The sequence below is a fragment of the Streptomyces sp. NPDC025833 genome, assembly GCF_055558055.1.
In genome coordinates, this window is record NZ_JBVHNF010000009.1 from 51,140 (window position 1) to 67,109 (window position 15,970).

The window sequence follows — 15,970 nt, forward strand, 5'->3', positions numbered from 1 at the left end:
AAGACGCCCCCGTAAGGACTACAAGTGGAACTGGCCTATTACTCGGATTACGCGGTCCGCCTCGTGAACAGCGAGGAACCGGCCCGGGGCAAGGACGCCCTGACCACGGTCGAGGCCGTCCGCGAGCTCTTCGGCGTCAACGCGTCGGCCGCCCGCCGCGCCACGGACGCGGACGTCACCCGGTTCCGCTCGGTCCGGGCCCGGCTGCGCGCGGTCTTCGAGGCCGCCGACCAGGGCGACGAGACGCTGGCCGTGGACCTGCTGAACTCACTGCTGCTGGAGTTCCCGGTCAGCCCGCAGATCTCCGGGCACGACATCCGGGACGAGGACGGCCGGCCCCTGTGGCACATGCACCTGGCTGACCACCCGTCCAACGCGACCGCCGGCTACGCGGCCATAGCGGCGATGGGCCTCGCCTTCCACCTCACCGAGTACGGCGTCGACCGCCTCGGCCTGTGCGAGGCGCCCCCGTGCCGCAACGCCTACCTGGACACCTCCACCAACCGCTCCCGGCGCTACTGCTCGGACCGCTGCGCCACCCGCGCCAACGTGGCCGCCTACCGGGCCCGCAAGCGCCTGGAGGCGGACCGGTCCGACAGCAGCGGCCGGGCCGCCGAGAGCGCCCAGCGCAGCAGCGCGAGCGGCGAGCGCTGATCGGCCCGGACCGGGCGGAACCGGAACCACGCCCTGCCGAGGATCAGCTCCTCGGGCACCACGCCGTAGTCCGTGCTGTCCCCGCCCGCGTACGGGTTGTCCCCCAGCACCCACCAGCCGCCCTCGCGCCGCTCGACGGCACGCTTGACGACCAGCAGGTCCTGCTGGAACGGATGGCGCAGGACCACCACGTCACCGGGCCCGACCACGCCCCCGTACCGCACCACCAGCCGGTCCCCGTGGTGCAGCGTGGGCACCATGGACGGGCCCGTCACCTCGGCCAGCCCGAAGGGGGCCCCGGCCTTCCCCCGCTCGGTCTCCTGCGACAGCTCCGGCATCCCGGCACCTCCCCGGTCCGTTCCTCCACCAGTCTCAGTCTCACCCTGGACTTTTGTCCTAAGCCCTAGGGGGCGGCCGAGAAATCGCGTTCCTCAGGGAGTAATGTCGCACCTGAGAAGACGATCACGAGGAAGGAATGCTGCATGCTTTCCCGCCTGTTTGCCCCCAAGGTCAAGGTCAGCGCCCACTGCGACCTGCCCTGCGGCGTGTACGACCCGGCCCAGGCCCGCATCGAGGCGGAGTCGGTGAAGGCCGTCCAGGAGAAGATGGCCGGCAACGACGACCCCCACTTCCAGGCGCGCGCCACCGTCATCAAGGAGCAGCGCGCGGAGCTCGCGAAGCACCACGTCTCCGTCCTCTGGAGCGACTACTTCAAGCCCCCGCACTTCGAGAAGTACCCGGAGCTGCACCAGCTCGTCAACGACACCCTGAAGGCCCTCTCGGCCGCCAAGGCGTCCACCGACCCGGCGACGGGCCAGAAGGCGCTCGACTACATCGCCCAGATCGACAAGATCTTCTGGGAGACCAAGAAGGCCTGACTCCAAGGCGTTCGCGACCTGCCCGCCCGGCTTACCGGGCGGGCAGTGCGCATTCTGCCCGGAGCACACCCTTCCCGTCTCACCTGCCGTTCCTCCCGGTCGTCCTCGCCGGCCTCCAGCAGGCCCGCCGCCGCGCCGCCGACGCGGGGGTCGTCGTCAGCGGGGTCGGAGGTGTCGTCCCGTCCCTTCGTCCGGATCAGTGGAAGCGCGGCACGATCAGGTGGATCCCGTACGCCACCACCGCCGCGCAGGCCAGGAAGCACAGCCCCGCCTGGGCCCGGCCGGCGGCCGACGCGGCGCCGCGGCCGGTGCCGGCGCGGGACAGGCCGAGGACGCCGAGCGCGAAGACGGTGACCACGGCGACCGTGGCGCCGAGGCTGACCGCGGCGACGCGGCCGAGGGCGGACCAGTCGACATGCATGGGACGCTCCCGTTCAGGCGGCCGGGCCGGCGCCGGCCGGCTCGGGGGTTCGGAGGGTGACCTCGGGGTGGTCGTTGACGTTGTCGGCGCGCACCGGATTGCGCCGGGAGGCCGCCACGACGGCCGCCGCGACGGCCAGCGCCACCAGGGCGATGACGACCGTGCCGGCGTTCCCGCCGTGCTCGACCACGCTCGCCGCGAGCCCGCCGACGAGCGCGGCGGCGGGCAGCGTGACCAGCCAGGCCACGGCCATCCGTCCGGCCACGCCCCAGCGGACCTCGGCGAGCCGGCGGCCGAGGCCGGCGCCGAGGATGCTGCCCGAGGCGACCTGCGTGGTGGACAGCGCGAACCCGAGGTGGGCGGAGGTGAGGATCACGGCCGTGGACGCCGTCTCCGCGGCGAAGCCCTGCGGCGACCGGATCTCCGCCAGACCCTTGCCCATGGTGCGGATGATCCGCCAGCCGCCCAGGTAGGTGCCGAGGCCGATGGCGAGCCCGGCCGCGGCGATCACCCAGACCGGCGGGCCGGCGTCATGGCCCAGCGCGCCCGCCGAGACCAGGGTCAGCGTGATCACGCCCATGGTCTTCTGCGCGTCGTTTGTGCCGTGCGCGAGCGAGACCAGGGAGGCGGACGCGATCTGGCCCAGGCGGAAGCCCTTCGTCACCGCGTCCCGGCGGGCACGGGCGGTGATCCGGTAGGCGAGGTAGGTGGCGAGCAGGGCCGCGAGGCCGGCGACGACCGGGGAGACCACCGCAGGTATCAGCACCTTCTCGACGACCTTGCCGAAGTGCACGCCCCGGGAGCCCGCACCGGCCCAGACCGCGCCGACGAGCCCGCCGAACAGGGCGTGCGAGGAACTGGAGGGGAGCCCGGCGAGCCAGGTGACCAGGTTCCACAGGATCGCGCCGACCAGGCCCGCGAAGATCATGCCGGGAGTGACCAGCGTGTCGTCCACGATCCCGCCGGAGATGGTCCTGGCCACCTCGGTGGACAGGAACGCGCCGGCGACGTTGAGGACACCGCTGACCAGGACCGCGGTTCTGGGTGTGAGCGCGCCGGTGGCGATGGAGGTGGCCATCGCGTTCGCGGTGTCGTGGAACCCGTTCGTGAAGTCGAAGGCCAGTGCCGTGACGATGACGACCGCCACGAGGAACGTGATGTGGTCCATCCCCCCAGGCAAGCAAGGGCAGGCCAATGTCCGGATAACTGGAGGAGAACGCTCCGTCGAACTCGCGGGGCCCTGTCGTGTGCGCCTGTGCGAAGCTGGCCGGATGACCGCCCTGGAGGACCTGAGACGGCTGCGGCGCGTACGGGACCGCATGGACCGCGAGTACGCCGAACCGCTCGACATGACCGCCCTGGCCCGTGACGCCCTGATGTCCCCGGGCCACTTCCAGCGCAGCTTCCGCAAGGCGTTCGGGGAGACGCCGTACAGCTATCTGATGACCCGCCGGATCGAGCGGGCCAAGTCGCTGCTGCGCCGGGGCGACCTCAGCGTCACCGAGGTGTGCATCGCCGTCGGCTGCACCTCGCTCGGGTCCTTCAGCTCCCGGTTCACCGAGCTGGTCGGACAGACGCCGAGTGCCTACCGCGCCCGGGACCACGAGGAGAGCGCGGTGATCCCGTCCTGCGTGGCGCGCAGGCTGACCCGGCCGCGCCGCCGCCCGTACTGAGGCGGGGCACGCCCGCCGGATCTAGGGTGAGGGCATGGACGTGAAGCTCGCGCAGTGTTTCATCGCGGTGGACGACCACGACAAGGCCATCGCCTTCTACCGCGATGTGCTCGGTCTGGAAGTCCGCAACGACGTGGGGTTCGAGGGGATGCGCTGGGTGACCCTCGGTTCCCCGCTCCAGGACGTGGAGATCGTCCTGGAGCCGCCGGACGCGAGCCCGGACGCCTCCCCGGCGGACAAACAGGCGCTCAACGAACTGCTCGCCAAGGGCCTGTTGCGCGGGGTCATCTTCACCACCCCCGACTGCGACGCGCTGTACGAGCGGGTGCGGGAGTCCGGCGCCGACGTCCTCCAGGAGCCGACGGACCAGCCGTACGGGGTGCGCGACTGCGCCTTCCGCGACCCGGCGGGCAACCAGCTCCGCTTCCTGGAACGTCCCGCGGACTGAACTCCCGGCCGCCCGGTGCCCGTTCGGCGTTCCCGGCGTACTCGCGCGCGCCCGGCCTACACTCCCCGCATGCTGATCCGCTGGACGTACCTCTTCGCCGACCGGCCCGCCGACCGCCTCGCCGCCGCGTGCGACTTCTGGACGGCGGTGACCGGCACCCGGCTGTCCGCGTTCCGCGGCGAGGACGGCGAGTTCGTGACACTGCTGCCCGCGGGGGCGGACCCGGCCGTGAAGCTCCAGGGCGTCCGCGCGGGCGACGGCGGCGCCCACATCGACCTGTGCACGCGGGACGTGCCGGAGCTGACCGCACTCGCCCGCCGGCTCGGCGCCGGGCTCGTGGCGGACCACGGCGACTGGACCGTCCTGCGTTCACCCGCGGGCGTGCCGTTCTGCGCCGTCCCCTGGAGCGGGGAGTCGGTACGGCCGCCGGTGGTGTCCGGCAGCCGCCTGGACCAGGTGTGCCTGGACATCCCGCCGTCCCGGTACGACGCCGAGCGCGCCTTCTGGGGGGAGCTGACCGGGTGGCGGCAACAGGACGGCTCCCGGCCGGAGTTCGCCGTGCTGACGGCTCCCGCGGGCCTGCCGGCGCGGCTGCTGCTCCAGCGGCTGGACGAGGAGCGCCCGGCGGGTGCCCATCTCGACCTGGCCTGCGCCGACATCGCCGCCACCCGCGCGCGCCACGAGGAGCTGGGCGCCGTCATGGTGGGCGAGCACGCCCACTGGACGGTGCTGCGCGATCCGGCCGGCGGCACGTACTGCCTGACGGGCCGCGACCCGGAGACGGGCGGGCTGCCGGACGCCGCCGGGCCGGACACCGCGGCCGGTGCCCACGCCGGGTAGACCGCCGCCTACTCCCAGGGCTCGACGTCCACCACGGCCTCCACCGGGACGGGGCCGTACACGTGCGGGAACTCCTGCCCGCCCGGCTCGGCGGACTCGTACCGCACCGGCGCCCCGGTCAGGGCCGGGTCCACCACCAGGACGACCAGTTCGTCCGGGCCGTCGTAGCCGCCGTAGAGGAAGTCGGCGACGCGCGGGAGCTGCTCGCGGCTGGAGAAGTGGATGAAGCCCTCCTCCTGGAGGGTGCGGCCCCGGGTGGACCACTCGTAGGTGCCGCGCCCGCGCGCCGCTTCCCACAGGGAACGCTCGGTGATGTGCAGGATGTACGGCAGCTTCGGCATGCGCCCACGTTACGGTGCCCCGGCCGCCCGGGGTGCGTCGTCGTCCGTACCGGCCGCCGTGCGCTCCTCCGGGCCGCTGTCCCCCGGCCGGGCCCGTGTGTCCTCGGAGCGGCCGGGGCCGGCGGCCCGCCGCGGTCCGGTGGTGGCGCCGGGCCGTCCGGTGCCGGCCCCGCAGTCCGGGTCGCGGCAGGGGCCGGGGCCCCAGACCGGCACCCATGCGCCCAGCGTCTTGTGCCGCTTGACCACCGTGTCGACCGGCTGTCCGCAGACGGGACAGACGGACTGCTCGCTGCCCATGCATTCAGGGTAGAGGGACGCCGGCCTCAGCGCTTCCTGCCGTACGTCCGCACCAGGGCGCCGTTGCCGAAGGTGCGCAGGGAGCCGAGGGTGAACTCCTTGAGGTCCAGCCCGGTGGCGAACATCGGCATCCCCTTGCCGTAGACGAGGGGGTAGGTCTTGATGACGAGTTCGTCGATGTCGTCGAGCAGCGCCCCGGCGACCTCCGAGCCTCCGCACAGGAAGATGTCCAGCCCGCCCTCCTCCGCCTTGAGCGCGCGGACCCGGCCGGCGAGGTCGTCGCCGATGACCTCCACGTTCGGGTCGGGCGAGGTGCCGAGGGTGCGCGAGGCGACGTATTCGCGCAGGTGGCCGTAGGGGCTGGTGATGCCCTCCCGCAGGGCCAACTCGTAGCTGGCCCGGCCCTGGACGATCGTGTCGAACCGCTTGTTGGCCACGTGGTCGATGCCGAACGCCTTGCGGCTGGGGGTGGGCAGGGTGTCCGGCAGTTCGGCCTTGAGGAACTCGACGTACTCCTCGTCCAGGAAGCCGAACATCGCCGAGGCGTCCCCGTGCTCGTCGCCGATGAAGCCGTCGAGCGAGCAGGCGACGACGTACACGAGCTTGCGCAAGCTGATCTCTTTTCGCCGTGGTGGAGAACGGCCGGGACACTCCCGGCAGTGACCGCTACAACCGTAGTGGTTCATTTGTAGTACTCCAACTGTCGTGATCCAAGGGGTCGTGATGCAGGGGGTCTTTCGCGGACGGGCTCGAAAACGACGGCCCCGCACACTGTGGGTATGTGCGGGGACCGTCTGACCGGAGCCCCGGGGCACCGCGCGGGGTCAGGAGCCGCACGGACCCGGGACTCCGGGTTCTCCCCGGCCACCGGGGCGACGACCGCGGCGGTACCGCCGGCGTCGGCGGAACCGGTGAGCCGCGGTCATCGGCCGAGGCGACGCCGGCGGGACCGGCAAGCCGGGGCAGGGCCGAGGCTGCCGAGGCGAGGGGCGAGGCAGACGGAACCGGCAGCCTCGGCGGCCCGGGCGGCCTCGGCTTGGCCGACCCGCCCGGCAGACCGGGCGGTCTGGCTGTCCAGCGGCCTCGGTCGGTCCGCCTGGTGTCGATCGGTTCGGTGATCCGGACTGGATCGGTGTCTCGGATGGTCCGGTGGTCTCGGATGGTCCGGTGTCCTCGCTGCTCCGGCGAGCTCGGCTCTTCCGGTGGTCTCGCTGTTCCGGCAGGTTCAGCTGGTCCGGCGGGTGACGAACTCGGCGAGTGCCAGCAGGCCGCCCGCCGCCTCCGGATCGGGCACGGCGCGGGCCAGCTCCTGCATGGCGCGCGCCATGCGGTCGACCGCCTCGGCCTGCGCCCAGTCCCGGCCCCCGGCCCGCTCCACCGCCAGGGTCGTACGCGCGATCTCCCCGGACTCCTCGGCGCTGTACGGCTTCCCGTACAGCGCGGCCAGCTCGGCCGCCGCCGGGGCGCCGGAGGTCAGCGCCGCCACCACCGGGAGGGACTTCTTGCGGGCGACGAGATCCGCGCCGGCCGGCTTGCCGGTCTGCCGCGGGTCGCCCCATATGCCGATGACGTCGTCGATCAGCTGGAAGGCCAGCCCGGCCTGGCGGCCGAAACCGTCGAGCGCGGCCACGTCCTCGGCACCGGCGCCCGCGTACAGCGCCCCGAGCGCGCAGGCACAGCCCAGCAGGGCACCGGTCTTGGCCTCGGCCATGGCGAGCACCTCGTCCAGGGTGACCGCGTCCGGCGACCGGCGCTCCAGATCGGTGTCCACGTGCTGCCCCTCGCACAGCTCCATGACACAGGCCGCGAGCCGGGCCGCGGCCGGCGCGGACGCCGGGTGCGGGTCCTCGGCGAGCAGCCGCAGGGCCAGCGCCTGGAGTGCGTCCCCGCCGAGGATCGCGTCGGGGATCCCGAACACCGTCCAGGCCGTCGGCCGGTGTCTGCGGGTGGTGTCCCGGTCCATCACGTCGTCGTGCAACAGCGTGAAGTTGTGGACCAGTTCGACCGCCGCCGCCGCCCGGACCGCGGCCGCCCGTGCTGCCGGACCGCCGAGCGCGGTGGCGGCCGCCAGCACGAGCGCCGGGCGTATCGCCTTGCCCGCGTTGCCCGCGGCCGGTGTGCCGTCGGCCTGCTGCCAGCCGAAGTGGTAGAGCCCGACCCGCCGCATCGCCCCCGGCAGCGACTCGATCGCCGCACGCAGCTCCGGGTCCACCAAGGCCCGGGTGCGCTCCAGCAGCGCCGCCGCCTCCTGCCCGTCGAGCGGGCCGCCGACGGTGTCCCCGCTCCCCTCCCTCGGTCTCCTCGGTGCGACGGCGTGCGACGCACCGGGGGAACGCTCCTCGGTCTCCGTCATGAACTCGGCCATGCCTCCCCCTCGCCGGGTCCGCGCGGGCCGGCGTCACCGGCCCGGCCGGACGTGTGTCCCGAGGACCTACCCGCCCCGGTGGACGGGGACACGGCCGCGACGTGCGGAGACGTCACCTCCACCGGCCGATCTCGACGTTCTCCAGCACACCGAGGGCGTCGGGCACGAGGACCGCGGCCGAGTAGTACGCCGTCACCAGGTACTTGATGATCGCCTGCTCGTTGATGCCCATGAACCGCACGGACAGGCTCGGCTCGATCTCGTCCGGCAGGCCGGACTGCCGCAGGCCGATGACACCCTGCTCGGACTCGCCGGTACGCATGGCGATGACGGAGGTCGTCCGGGCCTCGCTGATCGGGATCTTGTTGCACGGGTAGATCGGCACCCCGCGCCAGGTGGGGATGCGGTTGCCGGAGATGTCGATGGTCTCCGGCACCAGGCCCCGCTTGTTCAGCTCGCGTCCGATCGCCGCGACGGCACGCGGGTGGGCGAGGAGCAGCTTGGTGCCCCGGCGGCGGCTGAGCAGCTCGTCGAGGTCGTCCGGGCTCGGCACACCGTCGTGCGGCTGGATCCGCTGGTCGTACTCGCAGTTGCTGAGCAGGCCGAACTCCGGGTTGTTGACCAGCTCGTGCTCCTGGCGCTCCTTCAGCGCCTCGACCGTGAGCCGCAGCTGCTGCTCGGTCTGGTTCATCGGCTGGTTGTACAGGTCGGCCACGCGCGAGTGGATGCGCAGGACGGTCTGGGCGATGCTCAGTTCGTACTCGCGGGGCCGCGGCTCGTAGTCCACGAAGGTGTGCGGGATGTCGGGCTCGCCGGAGTGGCCGGCCGCCAGCTCGACCGCCTTCTCGCCGTACTTGTTGGTCCGTTGCTCGGGGATCGCGCGGAGCTGTTCGAGGTGCGTGCGCAGCGAGTCGGAGCGCTCCGCGACCTGTTCGAAGTCCTGGCGGGCGAGGACCAGCACCGTGCTCGCCGTGTCCGCGCGGACGGTGTACTCCCAGATGGCCTCCGGGTCGAGCAGCGCCTGGTCGCCGAAGTAGGCGCCGTCCGCGAGCACACCGAGGACGGCGTCATCACCGTAGGGGCCCGTGCCGACCTTCTCGACGCGGCCGTGGGCGAGCAGGTACACCTCGTTCGTCTGGTTGCCGAAGTCGGCGATCACCTCACCGGGCCCGAAGGTCCGCTGGCCGCAGCGCCGGGCCAGCTCCGTCAGCACCTCCTCGTCCCCGTAGGAGCGCAAGGCCGGCAGCTCGCCCAGTTCGGCCGGGATGACCTCCACCTGGTCCCCGGTCTTCACGAAGGTGATGCGGCCGTCACCGACGGCGTAGGTCAGCCGCCTGTTCACCCGGTACGTACCGCCCTGGACGTCCACCCAGGGGAGCGTGCGCAGCAGCCAGCGGGAGCTGATCTCCTGCATCTGCGGAACGGACTTGGTGGTGGTGGCCAGGTTCCGCGCTGCCGCCGTCCCGAGGGACTGCTGCGGCTTGCCCTGATCCGTGCGGACCTCTTCGCCTACCGACATATGGAAATGCCCTCCCGTCTCTGCCCGATGCCGAGCTTGCCGCGGGCACCGGTCTCGCATCCGAGCCTCCCAGCACCGTGCGTGCGCGCGCCATTACCCGAAAGAGGGGGAATGGATCATCTGATTACCGGGCATGGGAAGGGACTTTTCCCCCTGTCCCCGGCGCCCTCGTGCCCCCGGCACCGCCCCCGGCGCCCCCGGTGTCCCGGCCCTGTCCGGATCGGCTCGCACACCGCCCGAACGATGTGTTCCCGGACGTCCGGTTTCGGTAGAAGCAGGCAGGACACGCGGCCGCGACCGGCGGGCGTACGGGCACGGCACGACGGAGTCGGACATGGCCCCACCCATGTCGGCGACCGGATTTCTGGACGCGCTCCGGGCAGAGGGCGTCACGGTCGTCGAGGTCGGCGACTGGCAGGACCACAACCGCAACCACAAGGGCCCCTGGGGCCCCGTCCACGGAGTGGTGATCCACCACACGGTGACTCAGGGGAGCGCCCGCACGGTGGAGCTGTGCCGCGTCGGGTACCCGGACCTGCCGGGCCCGCTGTGCCACGGGGTGATCACCAAGGACGGCCGGGTCCACCTGGTCGGTTACGGGCGCGCCAACCACGCCGGGCTCGGCGACGACGAAGTGCTGCGGGCGGTGATCGCAGAGACGGCGCTGCCGCCGGACAACGAGGCGAACACCGACGGCAACCGGTACTTCTACGGCTTCGAGTGCGAGAACCTCGGCGACGGAGAGGACCCGTGGCCCCGGGAGCAGCTGGACGCGATCGAACGGGCCGCCGCCGCGCTCTGTCGCCACCACGGCTGGACGGAGCGGTCGGTCATCGGCCACCTGGAGTGGCAGCCGGGCAAGGTGGACCCCCGGGGCTTCGAGATGGCCCGGCTGCGGGAGCGGATCGCCGGGCGCCTGACGGGGTGACCCGGCGCGCCGGAAGGCGGTGCGCGGTCCCGCGGGCGAACGGCGGACGGCACGGCGCCCGCAGCGGCGGTACGGCACCGCGGGCACCGGGGCACGCCCGGCCCCGCGCCGGGCGACAATGAAGCCGTGACCAGCCCGGACCCGCTCGCCCCCCGCCTCCCGTCGCCGCTCCGGGAGGCGTACGACGACCGCCTGGGCCGCCGTGGGCTCCGGCTGCTGCTCAAGCGGGACGACCTGATCCACCCCGACCTCGTCGGCAACAAGTGGCGCAAGCTGGTGCCGAACATCGCCGCGGCGGACGGCCGCGCCCTCGTCACGTTCGGCGGTGCCTACTCCAACCACCTGCGGGCCACCGCCGCCGCGGGCCGCCTGCTGGGGCTGCCCACGACGGGCGTGGTCCGCGGCCAGGAGCTGGCCGGCCGCCCCCTCAACCCCTCCCTGGCCCGGTGCGCGGCCGACGGCATGCGGCTGCACTTCGTCGACAGGGCGACATATCGCCGCAAGGCCGAGCCGGACACCCTCGCCGGGATCCTGCGCGCGGCCGGCGCCGAGGGGGCGTACGTCGTCCCCGAGGGGGGCAGCAACGCCGAGGCGGTGCGCGGCTGCCGCGCCCTGGGCGCGGAGCTGCGCGGCCACGCCGATGTGGCCGCGGTCGCCTGCGGCACCGGCGGCACGCTCGCCGGCCTCGCCGCCGGTCTGGCGCCGGGCCAGCGCGCGCTCGGCGTACCGGTCCTGCGCGGCGGCTTCCTGGAGGCCGACGTACAGGCCTTGCAGGAACGTGCCTTCGGCGCCCGCCGCGGCACCTGGTCCCTGGACGACCGGTTCCATTGCGGCGGCTACGCCCGGACGACACCCGAACTCGACGCGTTCGCACGGGACTTCGAGCAGCGCCACGGACTGCCCGTGGAGCGTCTCTATGTCGCCAAGTTGCTCTACGGCCTTTTCACCCTCGCGGAGGAGGGTGCCTTCGCGCGGGGTACCGCGATCGCGGCCGTCGTCACCGGTCGCCCGTTCCCGCAGGACCCGGCCGGCCCGCCCGGACGCTAACCGGCCTCCCGGTAGGCCGCCGCCTCCTCCAGGTCCAGGCGTCTCAGCAGGGCGCGCAGCATCTCGTCGTCGATGTAGCGGTGGTCGCGGAGCCTGACGAAGACCTCGCGTTCGGCGCTGATCATCTCGCCGGACAGCCGGCGGTAGGTGTCGTCCACGGACTCGCCGGTGACCGGGTTGACCTGGCCGAGCCGCTCCCAGACGGCGTTGCGGCGGCGCTCCAGGACCTGGCGCAGCCGGTCGGCGAGCGGCGGCGGCAGGGTATTGCGCTCGTCGGAGAGGAGCTCGTCGAGCCGGGCCTCGGCGGCCCGCGACGCCTGCGCTTGGGCGTTGGCCTCGGCGAGCGTCTCGGTCTGCCGGTCCCGGCCGGGGAACTTCAGCAGCCGGATCAGCGGCGGCAGCGTCACGCCCTGGACGACGAGCGTGCCGATGACCGTGGTGAAGGTCAGGAAGAGGATCAGGTTGCGGGGGCCGTCGGCCATGGTCGGCGGGATGGCGAACGCGATCGCCAGGGACACGACACCGCGCATGCCGGCCCACGAGGTGACCATCGCGCCCCGCCAGGTGGGGTTCTGCTCGCGTTCCCTGATGCGGGCCGACAGCAGCCGGGGCAGGAAGGCCGCCGGATAGACCCAGACGAACCGGGCCACCACCACGACGGCGAAGACGGCGACCGCGTACCAGGCGGCGGAGGCGCCCTCGTACTCGCCGAGCCGCTCCAGGACGATCGGCAGCTGGAGTCCGATCAGGGCGAACACCGCGGACTCCAGCACGAAGGCGACCATCTTCCACACCGCCTCCTCCTGGAGCCTGGTGGCGAAGTCGACCTCCCACGCGCGGTGGCCGAGATAGAGGGCGACGACCACGACGGCGAGCACACCGGAGGCGTGCGCCTGCTCGGCGACGCCGTAGGCGACGAACGGGATCAGCAGCGAGAGCGTGTTCTGCAGGAGCGGCTCGGACAGGTGCGTGCGCAGCCAGTGCAGGGGCGCCATGAGGACGAGGCCGATGCCGACGCCGCCGACCGCGGCGAGCGCGAACTCGCCGATCCCGCCCGCCCAGGTGGCGCCCGCCCCGACGGCGGCGCCGAGCGCCACCTTGTAAGCGGTGATCGCCGTGGCGTCGTTCAGCAGGGACTCGCCCTGGAGGATCGTGGTGATCCGCGAGGGCAGCCCCACCCGGCGCGCCACCGCGGTGGCGGCCACCGCGTCCGGCGGCGCCACCACCGCGCCCAGCACCAGTGCCGCGGGCAGCGGCAGCCCGGGGATGAGCAGGTAGGCGGCCCAGCCGACCACGACGGTCGCGAAGAGCACGTAGCCCACCGACAGCAGCGCCACCGGCCGCAGCTGCGCGCGCAGGTCGAGGTAGGAGCTGTCGCTCGCCGAGGTGTACAGCAGCGGGGGCAGCAGCAGCGGCAGGACGACGTGCGGGTCGAGGGTGTACGACGGCACGCCCGGGACGTAGGAGACCGCGAGGCCGGCGGCGACGAGCAGCAGGGGCGCCGGCACGGGGGCCCGCCTCGCCGCCCCGGCCACCGCCGCACTGCCCGCCACCAGCAACAGCAGGGGCATCACGTCCATGCTCCTCGCCCACCCTCTTCTTCCGCGCGGCCACCCGCACACCCGTCGTAATCTGGCAATCATGAAACAGTGCACGCACGCCGCCGCGCTGCCGCACCCGGAGCCGGACCCGCTCGACGAGACCTGCCCGGAGTGCCTGCGGGACGGCACGCACCCGGTACAGCTGCGGCTGTGCCTCACCTGCGGCCACGTCGGCTGCTGCGACTCCTCGCCGGGGCGGCACGCCACGGAGCACCACACGGCCTCCGGTCACCCGGTGATGCGGACCTTCGAGCCCGGTGAGGACTGGCGGTGGTGCTTCGTGGACCACGTGCTCGTCTGAGCCCGTCCGGGCACGAGGCTCCTGTCCGGCGGCGTTCTCGTGTGACACTGCATGCGGCGGCTGCCGCACGACGGTTCGGGCGTCTGACGTCTGGGTACGTCAACCCGGCGCGCGCTCTTCCCATTTGGGCACGCGAACCCCCTAGACACGGAGCGTATCCACAGCTTTACTGTGAGTGACGCCAGGGGGTTGGGGTCCCGGGGACGGCAACGTTCGGAGCGCGATAGCGTCACCGCTGAACCATGTACGCGTTACCCCGGGGGGCGACCCTCGGCCCCGTAGAGCTTGTACCACCATGGAGGTGAGGGTGTCCCAGATCGCAGGCGAGCCCGTGACGAACCAGGACTTCGTGGAAGTCCGGCTTCCGGCTGCGGGTGCCTACCTGTCGGTGCTGCGGACGGCCACGGCCGGTCTGGCGGCCCGCTTGGACTTCACCTTGGACGAGATCGAGGACCTGCGCATCGCCGTGGACGAGGCCTGCGCGATCCTGCTCCAGCAGGCCGTGCCCGGCTCGGTGCTGAGCTGCGTCTTCCGGCTCGTCGACGACTCGCTGGAAGTCACCGTGTCGGCGCCGACCACCGACGGCCACGCCCCCTCGCGGGACACCTTCGCCTGGACCGTGCTGTCGGCCCTCGCGGGCAAGGTCTCCTCCGCCGTGGACGAGGACAAGACGGTGTCGATCAGCCTCTACAAACAGCGCGGCGTCGGCCCCGGGCCGGCGTGAGGAACGGGGACGGGCCGGTGCGGGACGAAGAGCGCGGCACGCGGGAGCTGCCGACCGGTGACGGGGGTGCCTCCTGGTCCTGGGAAGCCCCTCGTTCGAGCGAAACCGAGAGCGGGGAAGGCGCCGAGACCTCCGGGGCGGACCCCCGGGACGGTTCCCAGCGCCTGGTGGACGGCATCGACGGCATCCCCGAGCAGGCCAGGCCACACCCGGAGGACGACTCCGCGCGCGTCGACGACGGTGCCGCACAGGCCGCGCCGCCGGGGACGCGCGGCGGAGCCGGACCGGCCGGCCACGCGGGGGCGAGGGCCCGGGGAAGGGGTACGGGCGGGACGATGAGCGAGCACGAGCGATACGCCGGGGACGCCTCGGACGCGCACACCGTGCGGGCCGGGCAGCACGACGGCCAGGACCGCAGCGGGGCGCGGGCGATGTTCGTCGAGCTGCGCACGCTGCACGCGGGCAGCCCGGAGTACGCGGAACTGCGCAACCGGCTGGTGCGCATGCACCTGCCGCTCGTGGAGCACCTGGCCCGCCGGTTCCGCAACCGCGGCGAGCCGCTCGACGACCTCACGCAGGTCGCCACCATCGGCCTGATCAAGTCCGTCGACCGGTTCGACCCCGAGCGCGGGGTGGAGTTCTCCACCTACGCCACCCCGACCGTCGTGGGCGAGATCAAGCGGCACTTCCGCGACAAGGGCTGGGCGGTCCGCGTGCCGCGCCGGCTCCAGGAGCTGCGGCTCGCCCTGACCACCGCGACGGCCGAGCTGTCGCAGCTGCACGGCCGCTCCCCGACGGTGCACGAGCTGGCCGAGAAGCTCGCCATCTCCGAGGAGGAGGTCCTGGAGGGCCTGGAGTCCGCGAACGCGTACTCCACGCTGTCCCTGGACGTGCCCGACACGGACGACGAGTCACCCGCGGTCGCCGACACCCTCGGCGCCGAGGACGAGGCGCTGGAGGGCGTGGAGTACCGCGAGTCCCTCAAGCCGCTGCTGGAGGATCTGCCACCGCGCGAGAAGCGCATCCTGCTGCTGCGCTTCTTCGGGAACATGACCCAGTCGCAGATCGCGCAGGAGGTCGGCATCTCCCAGATGCACGTGTCGCGGCTGCTCGCCCGCACCCTGGCCCAGCTGCGGGAGAAGCTCCTCGTCGAGGAGTGAGCCGTCCGCCGCCGCGAGGGCGTGCCACTCCCGGTGAGCGGCCCTATTCGGCCCGGCCCGGCCCCTTGATGCCGAGGGCCCGGGTCGTCTCGCCGTTGACGAGGAGCACCAGCGCCGTCACGGCGACCACCGCGAGGACGATGCCGACCGGGATGGTCGTGCCGTCGGTCCGGAGCAGGTTGTAGGCCACCGGAAGGGCCATGATCTGGGTGATCACCGCCGGGCCCCGGCTCCAGCCGCGGCGCAGCAGCAGCCCGCGCGCGGCGAGCAGCGGCAGCAGTGCGAGGACGGCCAGGGTGATCCCGAGGGTGACGGCCTGCTGCCGGTCGTCCGGGTCGCCGGTGAGCCCGAGGACGAGCACCCACAGGCCGCCGGCCATCAGGGCGGTGCCCTCCAGCGCGGCCAGCACCGCCGCGTACGTCAGCCGGCGCGGACGGCCCTCCGCGGTCGTTTCGGCTGCGGCGCTGTCCGGGGCGGGGTTCTGCTCACTGCTCACTCCAGCAGGGTAGCCGCCTGGCCTCTCCCCCGGCCCGCGGGTGCGGACGGGGGGCGGGCGCGGGCAGGTCGAGCGGCGATGCGGGCCCCGCCGTCGGGCCCTGCCCCGGCGGCCGGACGGACACCACCGGCGCTGTGGCAGCAGGGCGGACACCTCCGGCCCGCCGGTCCTCATACGCTCCGGCCCCGGTTCCCCGGTGTGCCCCGAACAAACCGGTCGGCACCACGTGTCCAGGCTCACGCCCCCGCCTCTTACCGGATCCCTACCTCGGTCTGGG

Annotated in this window: 20 protein-coding genes; 10 read left to right on the forward strand and 10 right to left on the reverse strand. The window is 73.0% G+C overall.

The genetic code is table 11. The features are described from left to right. The first annotated feature begins 24 nt into the window (after nt 1–24). Nucleotides 25–654, forward strand: a complete 630-nt coding sequence (locus ACZ4K2_RS17260; RefSeq protein WP_467473567.1) for a CGNR zinc finger domain-containing protein — start codon at nt 25–27, stop codon at nt 652–654. Here ACZ4K2_RS17260 and sodX read toward each other — a convergent pair. Continuing rightward, nucleotides 558–992 carry a nickel-type superoxide dismutase maturation protease gene (sodX, locus tag ACZ4K2_RS17265; protein ID WP_467473569.1) on the reverse strand — a complete coding sequence of 145 codons (435 nt, stop codon included), beginning with the start codon at nt 990–992 and terminating at the stop codon, nt 558–560. The two genes, ACZ4K2_RS17260 and sodX, sit on opposite strands and share 97 nt — an antisense overlap. Before the next feature lie 144 nt (nt 993–1,136). Between sodX and sodN the strand changes: the two genes are divergently transcribed. Then, nucleotides 1,137–1,532: a superoxide dismutase, Ni gene (gene sodN / locus ACZ4K2_RS17270; protein WP_004983535.1), complete on the forward strand. Its 396-nt coding sequence runs from the start codon at nt 1,137–1,139 to the stop codon at nt 1,530–1,532. Between the two features lie 196 nt (nt 1,533–1,728). Here the strand turns inward: sodN and ACZ4K2_RS17275 are convergent, their stop codons facing one another. Then, nucleotides 1,729–1,953, reverse strand: coding sequence for a hypothetical protein (locus ACZ4K2_RS17275; RefSeq protein WP_467473572.1), 225 nt, complete (start codon nt 1,951–1,953; stop codon nt 1,729–1,731). Between the two features lie 13 nt (nt 1,954–1,966). Then, complete coding sequence (locus ACZ4K2_RS17280; RefSeq protein WP_467473574.1) at nt 1,967–3,121, reverse strand: inorganic phosphate transporter; 1,155 nt, start codon at nt 3,119–3,121, stop codon at nt 1,967–1,969. Nucleotides 3,122–3,224: 103 nt separating this feature from the next. Here ACZ4K2_RS17280 and ACZ4K2_RS17285 point away from each other — a divergent pair, with 103 nt between their 5' ends. From ACZ4K2_RS17285 to ACZ4K2_RS17295, 3 genes are all read left to right on the forward strand, one after another. Next, entirely contained in the window at nt 3,225–3,626 is a 402-nt protein-coding gene (locus ACZ4K2_RS17285; protein WP_467473576.1) for a helix-turn-helix transcriptional regulator, read from the forward strand. Between the two features lie 34 nt (nt 3,627–3,660). Further along, nucleotides 3,661–4,074 (forward strand): VOC family protein, encoded by a 414-nt coding sequence (locus tag ACZ4K2_RS17290; RefSeq protein WP_467473579.1) that lies wholly within the window; start codon nt 3,661–3,663, stop codon nt 4,072–4,074. A gap of 69 nt (nt 4,075–4,143) precedes the next feature. Next, nucleotides 4,144–4,914 carry a VOC family protein gene (locus ACZ4K2_RS17295; protein ID WP_467473580.1) on the forward strand — a complete coding sequence of 257 codons (771 nt, stop codon included), beginning with the start codon at nt 4,144–4,146 and terminating at the stop codon, nt 4,912–4,914. An 8-nt stretch (nt 4,915–4,922) separates the two neighbouring features. On the opposite strand, the gene ACZ4K2_RS17300 is transcribed toward ACZ4K2_RS17295, so the two are convergent. The 5 genes from ACZ4K2_RS17300 to ACZ4K2_RS17320 all read right to left on the reverse strand — a co-directional run bounded on the left by ACZ4K2_RS17300 (nt 4,923) and on the right by ACZ4K2_RS17320 (nt 9,436). Further along, a complete protein-coding gene (locus tag ACZ4K2_RS17300) occupies nt 4,923–5,255 on the reverse strand; it encodes a DUF952 domain-containing protein (RefSeq protein ID WP_467473582.1) in 333 nt (110 codons plus the stop codon). A gap of 9 nt (nt 5,256–5,264) precedes the next feature. After that, complete coding sequence (locus ACZ4K2_RS17305) at nt 5,265–5,552, reverse strand: hypothetical protein (protein ID WP_467473585.1); 288 nt, start codon at nt 5,550–5,552, stop codon at nt 5,265–5,267. A 26-nt stretch (nt 5,553–5,578) separates the two neighbouring features. Then, complete coding sequence (locus tag ACZ4K2_RS17310) at nt 5,579–6,163, reverse strand: dihydrofolate reductase family protein (RefSeq protein ID WP_467473587.1); 585 nt, start codon at nt 6,161–6,163, stop codon at nt 5,579–5,581. 614 nt (nt 6,164–6,777) lie between these two features. Next, a complete protein-coding gene (locus ACZ4K2_RS17315; RefSeq protein WP_467473588.1) occupies nt 6,778–7,917 on the reverse strand; it encodes a family 2 encapsulin nanocompartment cargo protein polyprenyl transferase in 1,140 nt (379 codons plus the stop codon). A 112-nt stretch (nt 7,918–8,029) separates the two neighbouring features. After that, nucleotides 8,030–9,436, reverse strand: coding sequence for a family 2B encapsulin nanocompartment shell protein (locus ACZ4K2_RS17320; RefSeq protein WP_467473590.1), 1,407 nt, complete (start codon nt 9,434–9,436; stop codon nt 8,030–8,032). A 334-nt stretch (nt 9,437–9,770) separates the two neighbouring features. On the opposite strand from ACZ4K2_RS17320, the gene ACZ4K2_RS17325 reads away from it, so the two are divergent. Together ACZ4K2_RS17325 and ACZ4K2_RS17330 are read left to right on the forward strand one after the other, a co-directional pair. After that, nucleotides 9,771–10,364, forward strand: a complete 594-nt coding sequence (locus ACZ4K2_RS17325) for an N-acetylmuramoyl-L-alanine amidase (protein ID WP_467473592.1) — start codon at nt 9,771–9,773, stop codon at nt 10,362–10,364. Nucleotides 10,365–10,490: 126 nt separating this feature from the next. Beyond that, complete coding sequence (locus tag ACZ4K2_RS17330; protein WP_467473594.1) at nt 10,491–11,411, forward strand: 1-aminocyclopropane-1-carboxylate deaminase/D-cysteine desulfhydrase; 921 nt, start codon at nt 10,491–10,493, stop codon at nt 11,409–11,411. On the opposite strand, the gene ACZ4K2_RS17335 is transcribed toward ACZ4K2_RS17330, so the two are convergent. Continuing rightward, nucleotides 11,408–12,991: a Na+/H+ antiporter gene (locus ACZ4K2_RS17335; protein WP_467473596.1), complete on the reverse strand. Its 1,584-nt coding sequence runs from the start codon at nt 12,989–12,991 to the stop codon at nt 11,408–11,410. The two genes, ACZ4K2_RS17330 and ACZ4K2_RS17335, sit on opposite strands and share 4 nt — an antisense overlap. Nucleotides 12,992–13,052: 61 nt before the next feature. Here ACZ4K2_RS17335 and ACZ4K2_RS17340 point away from each other — a divergent pair, with 61 nt between their 5' ends. The 3 genes from ACZ4K2_RS17340 (at nt 13,053) to ACZ4K2_RS17350 (ending at nt 15,197) form a co-directional block, all read left to right on the forward strand. Beyond that, nucleotides 13,053–13,313, forward strand: coding sequence for a UBP-type zinc finger domain-containing protein (locus ACZ4K2_RS17340; RefSeq protein ID WP_467473598.1), 261 nt, complete (start codon nt 13,053–13,055; stop codon nt 13,311–13,313). A 307-nt stretch (nt 13,314–13,620) separates the two neighbouring features. Next, a complete protein-coding gene (locus ACZ4K2_RS17345) occupies nt 13,621–14,037 on the forward strand; it encodes an ATP-binding protein (RefSeq protein WP_467473600.1) in 417 nt (138 codons plus the stop codon). A gap of 17 nt (nt 14,038–14,054) precedes the next feature. Beyond that, complete coding sequence (locus ACZ4K2_RS17350; protein WP_467473602.1) at nt 14,055–15,197, forward strand: RNA polymerase sigma factor SigF; 1,143 nt, start codon at nt 14,055–14,057, stop codon at nt 15,195–15,197. Nucleotides 15,198–15,240: 43 nt separating this feature from the next. Here the strand turns inward: ACZ4K2_RS17350 and ACZ4K2_RS17355 are convergent, their stop codons facing one another. Then, nucleotides 15,241–15,693: a hypothetical protein gene (locus ACZ4K2_RS17355; protein ID WP_467473604.1), complete on the reverse strand. Its 453-nt coding sequence runs from the start codon at nt 15,691–15,693 to the stop codon at nt 15,241–15,243. Between the last annotated feature and the right edge of the window lie 277 nt (nt 15,694–15,970).